Annotated in this window: 14 protein-coding genes and 1 tRNA gene; 4 read left to right on the plus strand and 11 right to left on the minus strand. The window is 55.7% G+C overall.

What is annotated here, in order from left to right; translation table 11 throughout:
• Positions 1 to 54 precede the first annotated feature (54 nt).
• Positions 55 to 128: transfer RNA gene (locus BCV73_RS20830), tRNA-Arg, on the minus strand.
• A gap of 140 nt (positions 129 to 268) precedes the next feature.
• Here BCV73_RS20830 and BCV73_RS20835 point away from each other — a divergent pair.
• The gene (locus BCV73_RS20835; RefSeq protein WP_076174239.1) at positions 269 to 562 is read left to right on the plus strand and encodes a magnetosome magnetite crystal formation protein family; all 294 of its coding nucleotides are present in this window, start codon (positions 269 to 271) and stop codon (positions 560 to 562) included.
• A 280-nt stretch (positions 563 to 842) separates the two neighbouring features.
• On the opposite strand, the gene BCV73_RS20840 is transcribed toward BCV73_RS20835, so the two are convergent.
• A complete protein-coding gene (locus tag BCV73_RS20840; protein ID WP_076174236.1) occupies positions 843 to 1,190 on the minus strand; it encodes a hypothetical protein in 348 nt (115 codons plus the stop codon).
• A gap of 36 nt (positions 1,191 to 1,226) precedes the next feature.
• Entirely contained in the window at positions 1,227 to 1,541 is a 315-nt protein-coding gene (locus BCV73_RS20845; RefSeq protein WP_076174234.1) for a hypothetical protein, read from the minus strand.
• A 267-nt stretch (positions 1,542 to 1,808) separates the two neighbouring features.
• On the opposite strand from BCV73_RS20845, the gene asnB reads away from it, so the two are divergent.
• Complete coding sequence (asnB, locus tag BCV73_RS20850; RefSeq protein ID WP_089548406.1) at positions 1,809 to 3,653, plus strand: asparagine synthase (glutamine-hydrolyzing); 1,845 nt, start codon at positions 1,809 to 1,811, stop codon at positions 3,651 to 3,653.
• A 90-nt stretch (positions 3,654 to 3,743) separates the two neighbouring features.
• Here asnB and BCV73_RS20855 read toward each other — a convergent pair whose 3' ends face one another.
• The 7 genes from BCV73_RS20855 to BCV73_RS20885 form a co-directional block, all read right to left on the minus strand.
• A complete protein-coding gene (locus BCV73_RS20855) occupies positions 3,744 to 4,730 on the minus strand; it encodes a LacI family DNA-binding transcriptional regulator (RefSeq protein ID WP_089548407.1) in 987 nt (328 codons plus the stop codon).
• A 99-nt stretch (positions 4,731 to 4,829) separates the two neighbouring features.
• Positions 4,830 to 8,195: a GH36-type glycosyl hydrolase domain-containing protein gene (locus BCV73_RS20860; RefSeq protein WP_089548408.1), complete on the minus strand. Its 3,366-nt coding sequence runs from the start codon at positions 8,193 to 8,195 to the stop codon at positions 4,830 to 4,832.
• Positions 8,196 to 8,351: 156 nt separating this feature from the next.
• The gene (bglX, locus tag BCV73_RS20865) at positions 8,352 to 10,511 is read right to left on the minus strand and encodes a beta-glucosidase BglX (RefSeq protein WP_089548409.1); all 2,160 of its coding nucleotides are present in this window, start codon (positions 10,509 to 10,511) and stop codon (positions 8,352 to 8,354) included.
• A gap of 391 nt (positions 10,512 to 10,902) precedes the next feature.
• Positions 10,903 to 12,501, minus strand: a complete 1,599-nt coding sequence (locus BCV73_RS20870; RefSeq protein WP_089548410.1) for a type 2 periplasmic-binding domain-containing protein — start codon at positions 12,499 to 12,501, stop codon at positions 10,903 to 10,905.
• A 55-nt stretch (positions 12,502 to 12,556) separates the two neighbouring features.
• A complete protein-coding gene (locus tag BCV73_RS20875; RefSeq protein WP_076174223.1) occupies positions 12,557 to 13,459 on the minus strand; it encodes a carbohydrate ABC transporter permease in 903 nt (300 codons plus the stop codon).
• A gap of 18 nt (positions 13,460 to 13,477) precedes the next feature.
• Positions 13,478 to 14,437 carry an ABC transporter permease gene (locus BCV73_RS20880; RefSeq protein WP_076174221.1) on the minus strand — a complete coding sequence of 320 codons (960 nt, stop codon included), beginning with the start codon at positions 14,435 to 14,437 and terminating at the stop codon, positions 13,478 to 13,480.
• A gap of 14 nt (positions 14,438 to 14,451) precedes the next feature.
• The gene (locus BCV73_RS20885; protein WP_089548411.1) at positions 14,452 to 15,216 is read right to left on the minus strand and encodes an alpha/beta hydrolase; all 765 of its coding nucleotides are present in this window, start codon (positions 15,214 to 15,216) and stop codon (positions 14,452 to 14,454) included.
• A 550-nt stretch (positions 15,217 to 15,766) separates the two neighbouring features.
• On the opposite strand from BCV73_RS20885, the gene BCV73_RS20890 reads away from it, so the two are divergent.
• Positions 15,767 to 16,672, plus strand: coding sequence for a serine hydrolase domain-containing protein (locus BCV73_RS20890; RefSeq protein WP_089548412.1), 906 nt, complete (start codon positions 15,767 to 15,769; stop codon positions 16,670 to 16,672).
• Positions 16,673 to 16,796: 124 nt separating this feature from the next.
• Here the strand turns inward: BCV73_RS20890 and fucU are convergent, their stop codons facing one another.
• The gene (gene fucU / locus BCV73_RS20895; RefSeq protein ID WP_089548413.1) at positions 16,797 to 17,225 is read right to left on the minus strand and encodes an L-fucose mutarotase; all 429 of its coding nucleotides are present in this window, start codon (positions 17,223 to 17,225) and stop codon (positions 16,797 to 16,799) included.
• A 172-nt stretch (positions 17,226 to 17,397) separates the two neighbouring features.
• On the opposite strand from fucU, the gene BCV73_RS20900 reads away from it, so the two are divergent.
• Positions 17,398 to 18,603: an SLC45 family MFS transporter gene (locus BCV73_RS20900; RefSeq protein ID WP_089548414.1), complete on the plus strand. Its 1,206-nt coding sequence runs from the start codon at positions 17,398 to 17,400 to the stop codon at positions 18,601 to 18,603.
• Positions 18,604 to 18,616: the final 13 nt, after the last annotated feature.

Genomic DNA, 18,616 nt, shown 5'->3' on the forward strand with positions numbered 1-18,616 from the left:
GCTCCACTTGCTTATATCTAAAGAAAAAGCCCTCAAGTGAGGGCTTTCCTTGTACGTCCCAGGAGGGATTCGAACCCCCGACCGACGGCTTAGAAGGCCGTTGCTCTATCCAGCTGAGCTACTGGGACTTGTTATGTAATAAAAAAAGCGAATGCGTTATTTATTATACCGCATTTAGCCAATTTTTCAAGAGGAAAATGAGAAAGCCGATTGGCGGGAAATACTATGGGTAATAACTTAACAAAATAAGTTGTAAAGGAGCATTTCCATGCGACAGTTGTTATCTTCACTTTCCTACTTCAGCATATTTTTCGCCCCGTTTATCCTGCCGGTGATCGTATGGATCGCCGTCCGGGACGAATACGTCGCCAGGCATGCCAAGCGAGCGCTGCTCTCGCATCTGCTGCCATTCATTGCGGCCGTACCGCTGCTGTTTTTTACTTTGGCAGCCCACCATGCCGGCTCGATCCTGGGATATATCCTGCTGTTCTGCGTTATTTACTTCGGCACGTTCGTCTACAACATCGTGAAAGGCATTCAGGTGCTTCGCGAATATGCGTGAAGCGTGAACAGCAAAGAACAGCTGAACAAACCTCCAGGGATATCCCCGGAGGTTTGTTCATGGTTCAAGGAGGTTACTGGTTGCCAAAACGTCTTGGGTTATGGGGCACAGCCAAATTTCTCGAATTTCTGCTCGTCACTCCACCCGCAAAAGCGTTTTGTCGGGCGTACTTGCTTCTCTTGCCTTTTTTGTTCGTGAAGTCCGCCATTTAGCTCACCTCCCCTAAACCATAGTATGGGGCGGGAGTCTGCCTCCTATGTTTCTTAAATTATGGCTGCGTTTACTTTGCGAACCTGCTCCGCAGATCCTCCTCTATGTTCCCAAAAGAGATCAGATCGCGCAGGAACAGATCCCGCTCCTCGTCGGCCGTCAGAAAAAAGCTGCCTTCGAACGCCTGCATCGTCACATCGATATACGCCTGATGCATGCTGTTGTCGTACCAGTCGAGCTCTGTGTCGGCATCGTTGCGGATCAGCCGGATCAGGTCGTAGCAGCCCGGCGTCTGCTCGGCCACATAAGCCAAAAGCGCGGGATCGCCAACCGCCCCTGGCAGCACGCCGATCTCGGCGCAGCGGACCCCGTCCAGTTCCGTCATCCGCCGCACCTTGGCATCCTTAATATAATACATGTTTTCCTCCTCTCCCGGTCAGCTTGAATTCAGAAATCAAGTATAACCCAGCATTTTGTTCTCCGTCAGATGCTGGCGCGTTTCTGCCGTGCCGTATTCGTATATTTTCCGGTACAGCTTGTTCAGGCTCTCCGTGTACTGCGAATTGACATCATCCTCCGGCGTATCCGGCCATGGAAACGTATAAGCCAGGAAGGAGTCTTCGGCATGCTCCTGCATATCCTCCATCATCTGCTGCACTTCCCTGGCCTGCCCCACCGTGCAGTACATCACCAGCTCATAAGGAGCGGCGCCTTGTTCGGCAAGAACGCTTCTGCCGTGTACCGATACATAAAAATGCTGCTTATCCATGTCACATTACTCTCCTTTGTAAAGATCACAGAAATTTATAAGTTTTCAGCGGAGCTGAACCATTCCATGATCGCAAGAAAAACATCCGCTAAATGCGGCCTGCCTGCTGTAGAAGTACGTCGACAGACACGTTTTTCTTACACTGCCTTTCCTATAGTTTTCGTTAAAGGACAGACATTTTATGCCCCGATTCGGCATATAACTGTATCACTTTGGCAAACAGAAAGGACAGCGAGTGGACAAACGACAAAGAGAGGATGACCCATCATGTGCGGAATAACCGGTTTTATACAATGGAGCGGCGACTTAACCCAGGATTCGCAGATCCTTGTCAAAATGACAGAAACGATGTCGGATCGCGGACCGGACGCTTCGGGAACATGGATCTCCAATCCATGCGCCTTCGGCCACCGCCGTCTGAGCGTCATTGACCCCGAAAACGGCGCACAGCCCATGATCGTTCATGATGATGATGATGTGTATGCGATTTGTTATAACGGGGAGCTATATAACGCGGCCGAGCTGCGGAGCGAATTGGTCAAAAGAGGACATCACTTCCGGACCCATTGCGATACGGAAGTTCTTTTGGTTTCATACATCGAATGGGGGCCGGCCTGCGTGGACCGGTTCAACGGCATTTTTGCCTTTGCCATCTGGGACAGCGTCCGGGAGCAGGTGTTTATGGCACGGGACCGCCTGGGCGTTAAGCCCCTGTTCTACGCCTACATCGACGGCACTTTAATATTCGGCTCTGAGCCCAAAGCGCTGCTGCAGCATCCCAAAATGGAGGCCGTGGTCGGCCCGGAAGGGCTCGCCGAAGTGTTCATTATCGGCCCGGCGCGGACGCCGGGACAGGGCGTCTATAAAGACATGAAGGAGCTGCGGGCAGGGCACGCGATGATCTTCAGCCGCGACGGGCTCCGCAGTTACGCCTACTGGCGTCTGGACAGCCACATTCACGAAGACAGCGTGGAGGAAACGGCGGCCAAGCTGCGCGAGCTGCTGCAGGATACGCTGGAACGGCAGCTGGTTTCGGACGTTCCGGTCTGCACGCTGCTGTCCGGAGGGCTGGATTCCAGCGCCCTGACGGCCCTTGCCGTTCAGTATTATAACCGGACCAACCAAGGGCAGGTCCACACCTACTCCGTCGATTACGTCGGCAATGAGAAGCATTTCAAATCGCATGCCTTCCAGCCGGGAGCCGATGCTCCGTTTATCCAGCGGATGGTGGAGGAGCTCGGAACACAGCACCATTACATCGAATTTGATACCCCCGAGCTCGTAGAATCGCTGAACGCCTCTACCCTGACCCGGGACCTGCCCGGCATGGCGGACGTGGACGGCTCGCTCTACTTATTTTGCCGTGAGATCAAAAAAGGGGCGACGGTAGCCGTCTCCGGCGAAGCGGCCGACGAAATTTTCGGCGGCTATCCCTGGTTTCACCGCGAGGAAATGCTGAATTCCGGCACGTTCCCTTGGTCGGTCGCACCCGACATGAGGGCCAGCCTGCTGTCTCCCGAAATCCGCGAATGGATCCGTCCGCTGGATTACCTGGGGGACCGTTACGCCGATGCGGTACGGGAGGTTCCCAAGCTGCGCGGCGAGACCGGCCAGCAGGCCAAAATGCGGGTCATGTCCTATCTGAACATCACCCGCTTCATGCCGACGCTGCTGGACCGCAAGGACCGCATGAGCATGGGCGTCGGCCTCGAAGTACGCGTGCCTTATTGTGATCACCGGCTGGTCCAGTACGTGTGGAATATCCCTTGGGAAATCAAAATGACCGGCGGACGGGAAAAGGGCATTCTACGCAAGGCACTGGAAGGCGTGCTGCCGGACGACGTGCTCTACCGCAAGAAGAGCCCGTATCCGAAAACCCACAATCCGGATTTCCTTGCCGCCGTCAAGCAGCAGATGCTCGACATTCTGGACGATCCGTCTGCCCCGATCCTGCCGCTGATCGACAAAAACAAAATTCTCGAGATCGCCGCTTCCCCTGAGGCGTCCTCGAATCTGCCATGGTTCGGCCAGCTGATGTCGGGGCCGCAGCTGTTTGCTTACCTGGCCCAGGTCAACAACTGGTTGAAAATCTACAACGTGGCCATTCGTTAACGTAAAATGAACATGCAAAAAGGGTATCCGACAGGCTCTAGTCAGCCGGATACCCTTCTGTTTGTTTACCGCGGTGCATGCGTGCTTCATCTATCCCACGTTAACCTGCCGGGCGCTTTTTCCGACAGATTCCCCTTTGATCAACGTGACGTAGATGCGCTCATGCTCCACTTCCTCACCCGATAAAATTTTGATCAGCTGCTCCGACGCCAGCGCCCCCCATTTCCGTTTGGAGTAGTTGATGGTCGCCAGGCGCGGCTGCATGTAGCTCGTCAGCTCAATATTATCGAAGCCGATCAAATGCACATGCTCCCCGATCCGGTAATCGGTCTCCGCCAGCCGGTTGCAAAAACCGATGGCCATTTCGTCATTGAGGCAGAATACGGCCGCCGGGCCGGTATACTCACCGATGACCCGTTCGGCGGCGCGTTCCCCTCCGCTTTTCTTGAAGTCGCCGGGGATCTCGATCCACTCCACATCTTCCGTGCGGTCCGCAACCATTTTGACCGCCTTCATACGCTGAATGGAGTCAAACGAGTCATCTGGTCCCGTCACGATGTAAATCTTCTTGTGGCCCTGCTCGACCAAAAATTCGGTGGCCAGCGTAGCCCCTGCCTTATTATCCAGCAGCACCTGATTGATGTTGGGATGCTCGAGCTCCCGGTCCAGCACGACGATTTTGTGGTTCCGCTCGGCATATTTGAGCAGCTCGGCGTTCGTGAACGCATGGTCCAGAATGATAGCTCCGTCGATCATCCGCTCCGGAAGCATCCGGTGGGCCTGCTTGCCGCTGCATACGATCAGGTCGTAGCCCTGGGCGTTGCAGACCTCCTTCATCCCGTCGAGCAGGTCGCCATACACGTCCCCCTTAAAATCCGTCAGAAATACCCCGATGATCCGGGACTCCCGCTTCTTCAGCGATCTCGCGGCCGCGTTCGGCACATAGTTCAGTTCCTTGGCGATCGCCAAAATTTTCGAGCGGGTTTCATCCGTCACCTTGCTGCTGCCGTTCAGGGCATATGATACCGTCGATATGGAAACCCCGGCTTTTTTAGCGATATCCTTAATACTAACCAATGTTCCTCGCTCCCCCGTATCAAACCATTGCTAGGTCCAAAATTATCCATATTCCAGTTCTCATGGAAAAGGGCGATCCGTGAAGATCGCCTTAAACTGCTACATAAAAATCTCAACCACATTGTGGCCGTCCGGCTTCATTCCCTGCTCAAACACGTCCTTCGAAATCCGCAGTCCGCCCTCGCGGTACGGATTGCTCACCGCCGAAGCTTCCAGCTCCCGGCCGTTCAGCTTCACGCGGCGCTCGCCGGTGCCGTTCAAATGGTAAATGAAGGCCACGTCCTGACCGTCGTAGCGGAAGTCGAAGCGCAGGCCGTCCAGCTTCTGCGGCAGCACCGGATCCACGATGAGATCCTGCTGCTCCTGGCGGATGCCCAGCGCGTTCGAGATCAGCTGATTCATGTAGATCCCCGGGCCGCTGGAATAAATACGCCATCCGCCCTTCACCTGCACGCTGCCGCTGCGCAGCTCATCAAAATGCGCCTGCGCGTCATAACGCGTGTTGAACTTGCCGTCGGAGCTGCTGAAATAAGCGTTGCTTTGACGCAGCTCGGCATTCGGCACGACATTGCGGATGCCGACCGGGTTGATCACGTTCAGGCCGTTCCATACATCATCCGCATGCCCAAGCTTCGCCATCGCTTCAATGAAGCGGATATGGGCGTGAACATACTGCAGGCCCACTTCGCGCCCGAAGTTCGACGCCTGCTCCGCCCGTTTGAAGTGCGTGCTGACGCCGCCGGCATACTGGGCCGGACGGTTCATGAGACGGACGCCGTCCGGGAAGAAGAGCTTCTCTTTGATCAGCTCATAATGCGCCTTAGCGCGCTCCGGATCCAGCAGCTCCGCAATCATGCTCCGGGTCATCGGCAGCAGGCGGTACTGAATGCCGGTCTCTTCGTCGGTCGGATGGAGCATCAGCTTCACCTCGTCCGGATTCTCCATATAGAGGAACCCAGGAATGACTTCCGTTCCGAGCATGTATTTTTCGTAATCGCGCTTGATTCCCTGCGCCATGTCATGAAGCTCCGAAGCCAGTTCCGGCTTGGCGGATTTCAAGGCCCCCGACAGCTGCGTCATCGTCTGGTACGTCAGGGCGACGGTCCAGCTGCTGACCATGTACTGCTTCAGCTGGGCGTTGGCCGGCTGCAGTGTATCGTCCCAGTCTCCATCCCCATAAGAGGACAGGTGGGTATCATGCAGGAAGTGGCTGCGAATGTAACCGATCTCCTTGTACACATGATCCAGAATCGTGGCTGTTTCTTCGGTAAAATGGAACTTGTGCTTGACCGTATACGGAACCTTTTCCTCGAGAATGCCGAAGTCTTCGGTCGCCCGCAGGTAATCGCTGAGCACCTTCAGCGGCCATACGATGATATCGCCGTGGCTCTCCTCCTGCTGGACGGTATAGTAGTTGTCGAACATGAACCACTGCGGCCAGTTGCCGTCGTCTTCGTACTGGTGGGAATACACCATTTTCAGAATGTCGCGCACCTGTTCGAATTTTTGCGTCGCCATAAAGTACTCGGTCGGCCCCTGGCAGACGTCCCGCGTTCCCCAAGCCGCGCCTCCGTACTGTTCCAAGCCATGCGGCACCGAATAATGAACCAGCATGTTATGGGTGTACCACCAGGCCAGCGCATTCACTTTGAAAAAGTCCTTGCCTTCCGTGCCATCCCCGCCGGTTAAGCGGAATCCGTTCATCACGTCCCGGAAGAACTCCCGGTACTTCGCGATTTCATCTTCTGCGCTGCGGTTAGCTTCAGGAAGGTCTTCCCCGTCCAGCAGCCCCTGCATCGTCAAAGTCCACTCCGGTGCAGCATCCAGCTTGAGCGTCACTACCGATGCTTCTCCAGCCTGAACGCCGCTTGCAAGTGCCGTTTCATCGCTAACAGCCGCCTTGGCGCCGTCGATCCGCATGGTGTATTTCAGGTTCGGATAGGCTTCCTTCCGGAGCGTGTCCTTGGCGCCGTGGAACGTCAGCACACCCGCCGATTCCGTCATGCGGACCGGCGCTCCGAACTCGTTGACGTCCATGGTGACCTGGCTGGTCACCAGGAATTCATACGCTTTGCCACTCTCCGAGCGCACATGAAGGCGTACTTCAGGCGCATCCGCCGCCGCGAAATTGGTGATCACCAGCATGTCATCCGCCGTTTTGTAATACCAGCGCACATAGTTGAAGCCGATCTCGAACAGGGACGGCATCGTCAGGAGTCGGTACACTCCTTCGATGTTTACGTATATCCGCTGTCCCGCCGTCTTCGGCACGTTCAAGGCGCTGCGGGCATTGCTCATCATTTTGTTGAAGTTGGTATTGCCCACCACCAGATGGGAGTTGAAAATGCCGTACATATAAGAAGTCGTCGTCACGACTTTGGCGCCCAGCTTCACGCTGCCGCCGCTCATCAGGATATGCCCGTGCGGACGCTCCACCCGCAGCTCCTTCTCCTTCAGTACGACATGCTCATAGGTGTCGGTAAAGAACGCAAGAAGCTGTCCGTTCTCGGTTTCCTCTTCCTGTCTTCCGGCTGCCGGGAAAAGGGTTTCGAGCTCCTCCGCGGTAAGCGGCAGGGTGCGCAGCGGTTCGCCGATCTCCGGATTCAGGCGGACCTGCGGCAGTTCATGCAGCGGTCCGTCCGCAGCGGCCAGATTTGCCTGCACCTGATCCCAGGCTTTCAGCACCTCGTCCTTGAATTCCAGCTCGGTTACCGCAGCCGCATGATCCGGCTTGAACAGGCCGTAGAACACGAAGCGTGCTTCCCCGTCCAGCGTTACCGCTTCGGACTGAAGCGCCGTGTAGGCGAACTCGTATTGATAGACCTCGTTCGCCAATTGAGGCTGGCTGAGGCATGCCGGCACGTTCGTTTCTTTATAAGACAGGCCGAAGAACTGGAAGCCGTCCGTAGAGAACCCCGCGGCACGCGTCAGCGAACCCTGCTGTATGTAAGGGAACGCTCCGCCCTGCGGCTGGTTTTGGCGCGAGCACACCACATAGCCGTGGTCTTTGTCTTCGAAGACGGTATGGTCGATATATTGGGACAGGTACGCCTCGTTGCTGCGAACGGCGCCCGGATCCGCGTCCCCGATATCCTGGCCGTAAACAACGTCGATCTTGAGGCCCTGCCCGGTCGCCCGGACGTCCCAGAACCATACGCCGAGCGGACTGAGCGCAAACGTCACGCTGTACGCTACCCCTTCGGCTTCGCCTGTCCAGACGATACGTCCCTCGCCTGTGCTGACCCGGCTGTCCGAACGGATGCCGAGCAGAGGGTAGAAGCGGATGGCAGAATCGTCATGGATGCGAAGATACAGATTATTTAAAGCCCCATCGAGCGGGCTGCTCATCAGCTGGTTGATCATCGTTTTGCCGCTGACGGCTTGGAACAGGTCGCCGCTTTCCCAGAACGTAAAGGACAGATCGCCGGCCTGGACGTGAAGCTTGGAATTCGTAATGGTTGTCATAGTTGTTCATCCTCCTATCCCGGAAGCCGGCCGGAACCTGTCCGGTACGGCTTCGAGGCAGCTTTTACAGTATTTTTCATCCTGCATCGTCTTGTTGGTCAGCTCTCTCCAAGGCCATGCGCTGTTCTTTGTGTACGCGCATGGCCGTCTGTTCATCTAAACCAGCCGGAACGACTCAGCAAGGGTGTCCCGGCTGTTCGGACCGACAAACACCTGGAACGTTCCCGGATCGCTGGCTTGCGTAAGGTCGGAATGATGATAACGAAGCTGTTCCTCCGTGATCGTAAAGACCGCATCCGCGCTTTCGCCGGGAGCAAGCTCGAGACGTACGAAGCCTTTCAGCTCGCGCATCGGACGGACCACTTCACCGGCCACGTCGCGGATATACAGCTGAACCGTTTCGATCCCTGTGCGATCCCCGTTGTTCGTTACGTTCACGCTGACCTGAAGCGGCTGATTGGCCGTTATCTCGTTTCCGGACAATTTCAGCTCGCCGTATTCAAACGTCGTATAGGATAGGCCGTATCCGAACGGAAGCAGCGGATCATTCGGACTGTCGATATATTTGGACACATACCGTTCTTCCGTTTTGTCCGGATTCATCGGACGGCCGGTATTGTAATGGTTATAATAGACCGGAATTTGACCCACCGAATGCGGGAAGGACATCGTCAGCCGGGCCGAAGGATTCACGCGCCCGATCAGAATGTCGGCGATCGCGGCTCCGCCTTCGCTGCCCGGGAACCAGGCTTCCAGGACGGCATCCGCTTCGTCAATGATTCCGTGCAGGTCCAGCGGGCGGCCGTTGAAGATCACCGCAGCCATCGGCTTGCCGGTCTTCTTCAGCTGCCGCACCAGCTCCAGCTGGGCTTCCGGCAGGCGGATGTTCGTGCGGGACCCGCCCTCCCCGCTCATGGCCGAATCTTCGCCAAGGGCGAGCACGATCACGTCCGCGTCTTGAGCCGCGGTGATGGCAGCGTCAATCTGCGATTGCTCCACGCTTACGACGCCGGAGCCTTCGGCAATGACCAGCTGTCCCTCAGCCAGCCGCTCCTGCAGCGCGGTTCCGAGCTTCACGGCGTCTTCCTTCACGCCGACGCAGGACCACCAGCCGAGGATGTCGTCGCTCTGGGCGAACGGCCCAATCAGGGCAACCTTCTTCCCAGACGCAAGCGGCAGCAGGCCGCCTTCGTTTTTCAGCAGTACGCTCGATTTGGCTGCCAGCTCGTAAGAAACGTTTCGATGTTCCTGACAGAACAGCACTTCGCGCTCACGCTCCGGATCGGCTCCTCGCAGCGGATTGTCGAACAACCCGAGCTTGTCTTTCAGCCGCAATATCCGCAGCACCGCTTCGTCGACCAAGGCTTCGTCCACGCGTCCGCTCTCGATGAGGCCCGGCAGATGCTGTACGTAACAAGGGGTCATCATCTCGATATCCACGCCGGCCCGGATCGCCCGGTAAGCGGCCTCGCAATCATCCTCCGCCGCGCCGTGCGCGATCATTTCGCGGATCGACGCCCAGTCCGAAATCAGGACGCCGTCAAATCCCCACTCATCGCGGAGGATGCCGCGCATCAGCTTCTCATTGCCGGTAGCCGGAATGCCGTCCACGGTATTGAACGACGTCATGACCATCTCGCAGCCTTCGTCCAATGCCGCTTTATAAGCCGGCAGATACTGCTCCCGCAAATTGCGTTCCGACATGTTGACCGTGTTGTAGTCGCGTCCCCCTTCAGGAGCGCCATATGCGGCGAAGTGCTTCACGCAGGCAGCCAGCCGCTCCGGCTCATCCTTCAGGCTCCCGCCTTGATAGCCGCGGACAAAAGCGCGGGCAAACAGGCTGTTCAGGTACGGATCTTCGCCGGTCGTCTCCATGACGCGTCCCCACCGCGGATCGCGCACCAGATCGACCATTGGTGCAAACGTTACATGAATGCCGGATACCGCCGACTCTCTCGCGGCAATTTCGGCGCTCTTCTCGGCCAGCTCCGTATCCCAGGAGCATCCGATCGCCAGCGGGATCGGAAAGATCGTTTTGAAGCCATGCACCACATCGGCCATGAACATCAGCGGAATGCCGAGCCGGCTTTTGCTTAAATATGATTTCTGCACGTCGATGACCGACTGGGCTCCCGATAACCCCAGAACGGAGCCGCTGGCGGTCACCATCGATTTGGTGATCCCCATTTCCTCGAGCGGTCCGGTAATTTGGCTTTCGCCGCCTTCATGAAAATTGGCGGTCAGCTGGAGCAGCTGCGCAATCTTCTCCTCCAGCGTCATCTGATTCAACAGTTCGGTTAACTGCCGGTTGTCCATTCCATTCCCTCCACAACAAAGTCGTATGATGATCCAGGCCTTCCGGACACGAATGGTCCGGCTCTTTCAGACCCTTTCTCCTTTCTCAGGAGCTTGCACAAAACCTGGCTGACAAGGGCAGCAAGGATGAAACCGTCCTTGGCGCTTATCTTTTGTGCAAATTCCTCATGAAGAAAAGCGTCTATCGATGTACATTTGCGTTCTTTAATCGTTATAAGAATCTATGTCTCCTCCCTGTGGCTAGGCCGGCCTATTTATAATAGAAGAAACCCGGCCCGGCACCACCGTGGAAGAGAAGAACCCGGCTGCATCAAAATGTGCTGCACACCGGGTTCCTTAGACTCGGACTGCGTATAATGCTCAGTTCTTATCCTTATTTCAGAACGATCTGTTACTTGGCAAATTTGCTGTTCAGTTCATCCAGAACCGGCTGAACGAGGGACTGTTTGCTTTGTACCCATTTCTTCCAGTTTGCTTCCAAATCGCCGCCTTGCAGGATCAGGTTCGCATACTCGTTCTGGTAATCGAAGGATGCCTGGCTCTTCGCTTTGGAATCGTACAACTGCACATCCCAGTCGTAAGTTGCCAGCTTGCCGCCTTCGCTGCCCAGTTTCGCTTTCTCTTTAAACAGCTCAACGGCGCGGTCACGGTATTCCTTCTTGATTGCAGGGTTCACGATACTGAAGTCGTCGCCCAAAATGTACAGTCCTTCAAAACGTGCCGGATATTTGTCTTCCAGAGTCGTTCCTTCCGGAAGCAGGCTGACCGGCTCTTTGTTCTCGTCGTACTTCCAATCCTTGCCCTCAAAGCCCATGTTCAGGAGCATTTGTCCTTCTTTGGTCGTCGAGTAATCGATAATATCCATGATGCGTTCGAACTTCTCTTTGCTGATGTTCGGCGAGAAGATCAGCGCAGACCAGAAGTTCGGCTGCTCCAGGTTGCGGTATTTGCCGTCGTCACCCAGAACGATCGCCGTATGGACGAGGTCGTCGCTGCTTACGCCCAGGTTCTTCTGCATGTTCTTGTCCATATCTTGTCTGTACGAAGCCAGACCGCCCAGGGACATCATCGCGGCAACGCCTTTAACTCTGAAGTTGTCGCTGCCTTCGTTGTTTTTCCAAGTGTAGAACTCCGGATTAAGCAGGCCTTCTTTGTACGCTTTCTGCATCAGCTTCAGACCGGTCAGCGTCTCCGGATCGGCTGGTCCCCAATGGAACTTGCCGTCTTCTCCTTTGTAGAACGCCGATTCCACGCGGGAGTGCTCACTGTTGGCCATGATGATGTTGGTCAAAGCGTCATCCGCTGTATATGAGATCGGAACGAGCTTGGAGCCCAGCTTCCCTGGGTCTTTCTCTTTGACCAGTTCCGCATAATGGATCAGTTCGCTTGTGGTGTATGCATCCTTCAGTTCAAACCCGACAGCTTTGGCCCAGTCTTTGCGGATCGCAATGACGCCGATTTGGTTCACAAGCGGATCAGCCGGTTTGTTCTGGTAGTACACCGGTTTCGGCAGAATGTAAGTACCGCCTGTCAGCTCTTCCAGCTTGTCGCCGAGGCCGGTCAGCTTGTAGGCCGCCGCCACATTCGGCCAGCGCTCTTTCCAGTCATCCGGGAATTTGTAGAGCAGTCCTTGATCGACATAGTTCATAAAATCGCCGTGCACGTAGTTCCAGCTGGCCACGTCAGGCAGGTCGCCGGAGTTGATCCACAAGCGGAGTTTTTCCGGCCAGGAATCCCACTGTACGTAGTTGTAATCCCACTCGACGTTGAATTTGTCCATCCAGTACTTGTGGAACTCGTTGTCGAGCACACCGTCTTTTACTTCCGTGGTCTGCGCGACGGAAATTTTTAAGTTGTCCTTGTAGTTCCCGTCCGCGTCTTTTTCGTTGCCGCCGGATGATGCCGTGTCTTTCCCGCAGGCAGTCACCGTCAGCATCACCGCCGACAGCGCAACGGCCAGAAGCGGTTTGAACAGCTTTTTGGTGTTCATGTTTTTTCCCCTCTTTTGATCAGATTTTTTGTGGTAAAAAAAATCTATTGTGTAATCAGGTCTTGATAGCCCCTGTTAACACCCCTTTGGCGAAGTGCTTTTGCAGCATCGGGAAGAAGCACATGATCGGCACCATCGATACGAAGACCGAAGCCATCTTCATTCCCGTGGAAAAACCGGATTTGTTCAGGGCATCCACGCTGGCCGCATTCGAAACGTTTGTCGACGATTCGACGATAATGGTCCGCAGGACGTTTTGCAGCGGAAGCATTTCCGCTTTTCGCAGGAAGATCATCGCATCATACCATCCGTTCCAGAAGGCCACGCCGTAGAACAGCGTAATGGTCGCCATAATCGGCGCCGCGAGCGGAAGGACGACGGAAAACAAGATGCGCCATTCGCCCGCCCCGTCGAGCCTCGCGGATTCCATCAAGGACTCCGGCAGGCCCTGGAAGTAGTTCATCATCAGGATCATATTGAAGGCACTGAAGCTTCCTACCAGGATGACAGACCACAGGGAACCGGTAAGGTGCAGCGATTTCATGACCAGATACAGCGGTACAATCCCGCCGTTAAAGATCATCGTGAACAGGACGAGGAAGAAGATAAACTTTTTCCCCGGGAACTTGTTGCGGCTGAGGCCGTATGCCATCGTGCTCGTCAGGAACAAGCTCAGCGGCAGGCCGACCACCAGAATTTTAATGGTGTTCCAGAAGCCCGTCAGCAGCCTGCCGTCCTCGAACAGCGCACGGTAGGCGTCCAGCGTCGGATGCTTCGGCCACAGCATCATCGGATTATCGGCATACTCCTTCTGTGAGGCGAGCGAAATCGCGATCACGTTCAGGAACGGAATCAAAATAATTAAAGCCAACACAATCAGCACGATAAACATGATGTAATCGAGAAGCGTCATTTTACCGACCCGGTATTTATGCCGTTTCTCAGCATGCGTACTCATCTCTCTAACACTCCTTTCCTAACGGAACAATCCGTCTCCGCCCATCAGTTTGGCCACGCGGTCCGCAGCAAGCAGCAGAATCATGTTCACGAGCGAACGGAACAAGCTGACCGCCGTCGAGAACGAGAAGTCCGTCGAAGACTGGAACGTGATCCGGTAAATGTACACGTCGAGCACCTGGGATACGTTCTGCGTCGCCGCATTCGCCAAGTTGAAGATCTGGTCGAAGCCGGCGGACATCAGGCCGCCCACGTTCAGGATGAACATGACCGTGACGGTCGGCAAAATGTTCGGCAGCGTAATTTTGAAAATTTGCTGCATCCGTGAAGCGCCGTCGATCTGCGCCGATTCGTATTGGTCCTGGTCGATCCCCGAGATAGCAGCCAGGAAGATGATGGCCCCCCATCCGGTGGATTTCCAGATGTCCGTCAAAATCAGCATCGGCAGGAACATGGGCTCGGAGCCGAGGAAGTTGATCGTCGGAAGTCCAAGAAGCTGCAGCGCGCTGTTCAGCAGGCCGTCATAGGAAAGGACGTTGATCACGATCCCTGAAACAATGATCCACGACAGGAACTGTGGAAACGTAAAGATCGTCTGGAACAGCTTCTTCGTCTTCCGCATCCGGAGCTCATTCAGCAGGAGCGCCAGCAGAATCGGGAACGGGAAGGTGATGATCAGCTTGATAATGTTGATGTACAGTGTTCTCCACACCGCTTGGGCAAACGTCGGGTCGCGGAATACATACTTGAAGTTCTCCAGGCCGACCCAAGGGCTGCCCCAAATTCCCATGTTGGCTTTGTAATGCTTAAACGCGAGCGACAAGCCGCCCATCGGCAGATAAGCAAACAGGATCAGCCAGATGATGCCGGGAATAAGCAGCGTATACGTCATCCGGTGCTTCCAAATTTCCGTAAACAGATTACCGGTTTTGGAACGCTCCTTTGCATTTTTGTTCGGCCCTAAGGCTGCGGGTTTCAATTGGCATCTCCTCACTATTCTTGGGTCTTGTCTTCAAACAGAAAATCAAAAGCGGTCTTTAAATGCTCTTCCCAAAAGAGCCAGTCATGCGTTCCCGGTCCCTCAACGTACCGGAAATCGAACGGGCTGTTCTCCATGCTGGCGGCAAACTGCCGGTTCATTCCGACGAACGGATCCTCCGATCCGCAGCAGCACAGCACCGGCGGCAGCCTTCGGCCCTCTTCGATCAATTTCGCGGACAGCGCATACACATCCTGATCCGGCTTCACCTCAAGCTCCGGTCCGAAGACGGCCTGCATCTCCCTGCGCATCCCTTCCGGCATCGCCGGGTCATTCAGACGCTGACGGATGTCGGTCACGCCCGAGAAAGATACGACTTTGGCGTACCGCTCCGGGTAGGTGAGCGCGCATTTGAGCGCTCCGTAGCCGCCCATCGACAATCCCGCCACAAACGTTCTTTCGGGATCGGTATTCAAATGCAGCAGGCGCCCGCACAGCTCGGGGAGCTCCTCCGTGATGTAGTGAAAATAGTCCAGCCCGTAAACCATGTCGGTATAAAAGCTTCGTCCTGCTTCCGGCATGATCACCGTACAGCCGTGCCTCGCCGCGAACATTTCCACGGTCGTCAGGCGGTGCCAGGTGCTGGCGTTGTCCCCCGCTCCGTGCAGAAGATACAACGTGCTTGAAGTGGGGACGCCGGTATCCACCGGAGAGATCACATGGATGCTGGTCGTCATCCGCAGCGTAGGCGAGCCGGTATCGATCGTTAGATGCGCCATATGTAACCCCTTTCATTTCAGTTCGACTGCTCTATCGTGTTGTCCGCCTTAGTCAGCAGCAGCCCCCTTTCGGGAAGCCGGCCCGGCTGAGCCGATAACGGACAGTTTCGGCCCGTCTTTGGTAATTCTGATCGCCGATTGCGTTCCCGCCTAAGCAAAATCCGATTCAGCCTCATCGAGCGTTATCGGTAGCTGCCGCAGGAGCGTCAAAAGCGATGAAAGCGATTTTTTCGAATCGTTTCGATTAACATCATAAGCCCGTTGTCTAAACCTGTCAACAACCTTTTTTACAAAGGCCCAGCGAACTGTATTTTTGTGCAAATCCTTGATCTCACTTACGTTAATGCGACAAAATCCCTAGCGTACGGAAAATGGTAACCGCTTACAAAATGGAGTTGACAACATAAAGTAATCTGTAATAATCTCAAGATTAGCGAGTCAATGTGGAAACGTTTCTATAGATTTCATCCTATTCCTGACGGCCGCAGCGGAAAGGCATATGCAGTAACCCGTTTCAGCCATAGGGATCAAGCGGAAGGAAGGCTTAACGATGACATTTCAAATCGGCGGTTTTGTCGATAACGCAGGCAGCAGGAAACTAAACGTTTTATCCGTCCGGGTGCTGCAAAATGGGCAGCTGCTGGGGCTCTGGGACCGGGATGGCGACGCCCGCCGGCTTCAGCATTCGGTCAGCAAGTCTTTTACAAGCATGGCGGTCGGACTTGCCATCGCCGAAGGAAAGCTGACGCTGGATGCACGGTTAAACGATTTTTTCCCGGACTATGGAAAATCGGTGAAGGATTCGGCCTATCCACCGGGAGAGCTGACCCTCGGTCATCTGCTCCGGATGGCTTCCGGCCACGATGCCCCGCCGCTCTGGGCGGAAGAACGGGAAACGCTGCAGGAGAAGGATTGGGCAAAATACTATATGTCCCTGCCCTTGGACCGGATGCCCGGTGAGACCTTCACGTACAGCAGCGGCGATACGTTTATGATCTCGGCTATGGTTCAGGCAGCCGTCCTAGAGACGGTGCGCGATTATTTGGTGCCGCGGCTGTTCGAGCCGCTCAGCATCCGGGATGTCCGGTGGGACACGTCGCCGCTAGGCGTCACGCTCGGCTGCACCGGGCTGTGGATCAGCTGCGAAGAGCTGAGCCGGTTCGGCCAGCTGCTGCTGCAGAAGGGGTGGTGGCAGGGCGTCCAGCTGATCCCGGAGGCTTGGATCGGCGAGGTTACGCGGAAGCAAATCGACACGCCGGGAACGGCGGACTGGGGGGCGGGTTACGGCGGCCAATTCTGGATGTGCACGCACGGAGCGTACCGCGCCGACGGCATGCGTGGACAGTTCTGCGTCGTCATCCCGGACAAAGAGGCCGTGATCGCCATCAACAGTGACGAGGATGATATGCAGGGCATTCTGGACGCCGTCTGGGCGAATATTTTGCCCCAGCTCTAAGCGTGTTACATTTTCGTGACATGTCAGAAAATACAACAAAACGGTGCGTCCTCTTAGGCGAGGAGAGCACCGTTTTTGCTTGCTTGGGGGTGAGGAATCTGGACCATTCGTATCTGTCATTCCCTTAAGAAATGACCCCTTTGGACAAAATCAGGTTGCCGTACAACGCACGTTCTCCGGTCGCCACGACCGCGTAGGCTTTCTTCGCGCGTTCATAAAATTCGAAACGTTCCAATTCGGTGAACTTGATGTCTTCCCCTTCCGTCTCATGCACGATCTTGCGGTATACTTCCCACACCGGCGTTTCCATCGGATCTCCCGGCACCACCTGCATCAGCATGACGGGGTACTCCACGTACCTGTTCAGGGGCAGCAGCTCAAGCGCAGCCTGGAGCAGCTCGGGAATGCCGTGGCCGTCCGCCCGGACCAGCCGCTTGGCCAGACTGGCGGAAGGGAAATTTCCGTCGGCGAATACGATCTCGTCCCCGTGCCCCATTTCGCTTAATATTTTCAACAGCTCAGGAGACAGCAATGCAGAAATTCCTTTCAACATGACAAAAACCTCCTATTATGTTCCCACTTGGGGTGTCCTGAAACATAATACGACACGCGGCAGGAATATCCTTCCTGAAATAATTTTTACAATCGCATGAAGCTACCGGATACACTGCCGTTGTATAATAGTGGAAAATGACCCCTAACACGAAACGGAGGATTTGTCGTCCATGAAAAAGACCTGGCTGCTTGGCTTCGGATTTTTCAGCATCAGCATCACCTGGGCGCTGTACAATGCGTTTGTTCCGTTTTTCCTCGATCCGTATCTGAAGAGCGCCGCGTGGATCGGCTTCATGATGACCATCGACAACTATTTCGCCCTGTTCCTGCAGCCATGGATCGGCAACCGGAGCGACCGGACCGTCTCCCGTTTCGGCAAGCGGAAGCCCTACCTGCTTATCGGGATGCCGCTCGCTGCCCTGTTCGTCATCCTGATCCCCTTTCACACCAGTCTGCTGACGCTGGTCCTGTTCATGATGCTGATGAACCTGGCGATGAGCCTCTACCGCTCGCCAACGATCGCGCTCATGCCGGACATCACGCCGGAAGGGAAGCGGACCAAAGCCAACGGCGTCATCAACTTCATGGGCGGCGTAGGCGGCATTCTCGCGTTTGCCGGCGGATCGCTGCTGTACAACCAGAACCGCTCCTTCCCGTTTATCGCCGCGGCGGTCATCACCCTGCTGTCGCTGTGGATTCTGTACCGCTTCGTCCCCGTTCGGGGAAGCGGTTCCACACCTTCCTCCGCGCCGCAGCAAGGAAGCCGGATCAAGCTGCGCGGCGAGCTGGACCGGACGACGGTGCTGCTGCTGATCGCCATCTTTTTCTGGTTCGTCGGGTATCAAGGCGTCGAATCGTTGTTTACGCTTTACGGCAAGCATCATATGGGGCTGCAGGAAAGCGCCGCTTCCTTCTCCCTGACCTTCTTTTCTCTGTTCTTCGTTCTGTTTGCTATCCCGAGCGGCTGGCTTGGCAACCGGTACGGGAAGAAGAAGATCATCCTGACGGGCGTCGCCGGCCTGTTTCTCGTGTTCGCGGCCGTTCCGTTCATCGGGACCGTGGGACCGCTCCGCGTGCTGCTTGCCCTCGGCGGCATCTTCTGGGCGTGCATCAATATTAACTCCTATCCGTTCATCGTATCGACCGGAAGCGAAGCGAGCATCGGAACCCGAACCGGACTGTATTACCTCGTCTCCTCCCTGGCCGCAATCACTTCGCCGCCGCTGCTCGGGCTGATCATCGACCAGTTCGGCTACGCCTCCTTGTTTGTCGTCGCGTCGGCCAGCCTGCTGATCGCTCTGCTGTTCCTGACGATGGTCCGCCATGACGGCAAAACGGCCGGCGCAGGGTCCGAGACGGCGACGCTAAACGGATAAACAGATGGCGTAT

Source organism: Paenibacillus sp. SSG-1 (assembly GCF_002224835.1).
Taxonomy (GTDB): Bacteria; Bacillota; Bacilli; order Paenibacillales; family Paenibacillaceae; genus Paenibacillus_AQ; species Paenibacillus_AQ favisporus.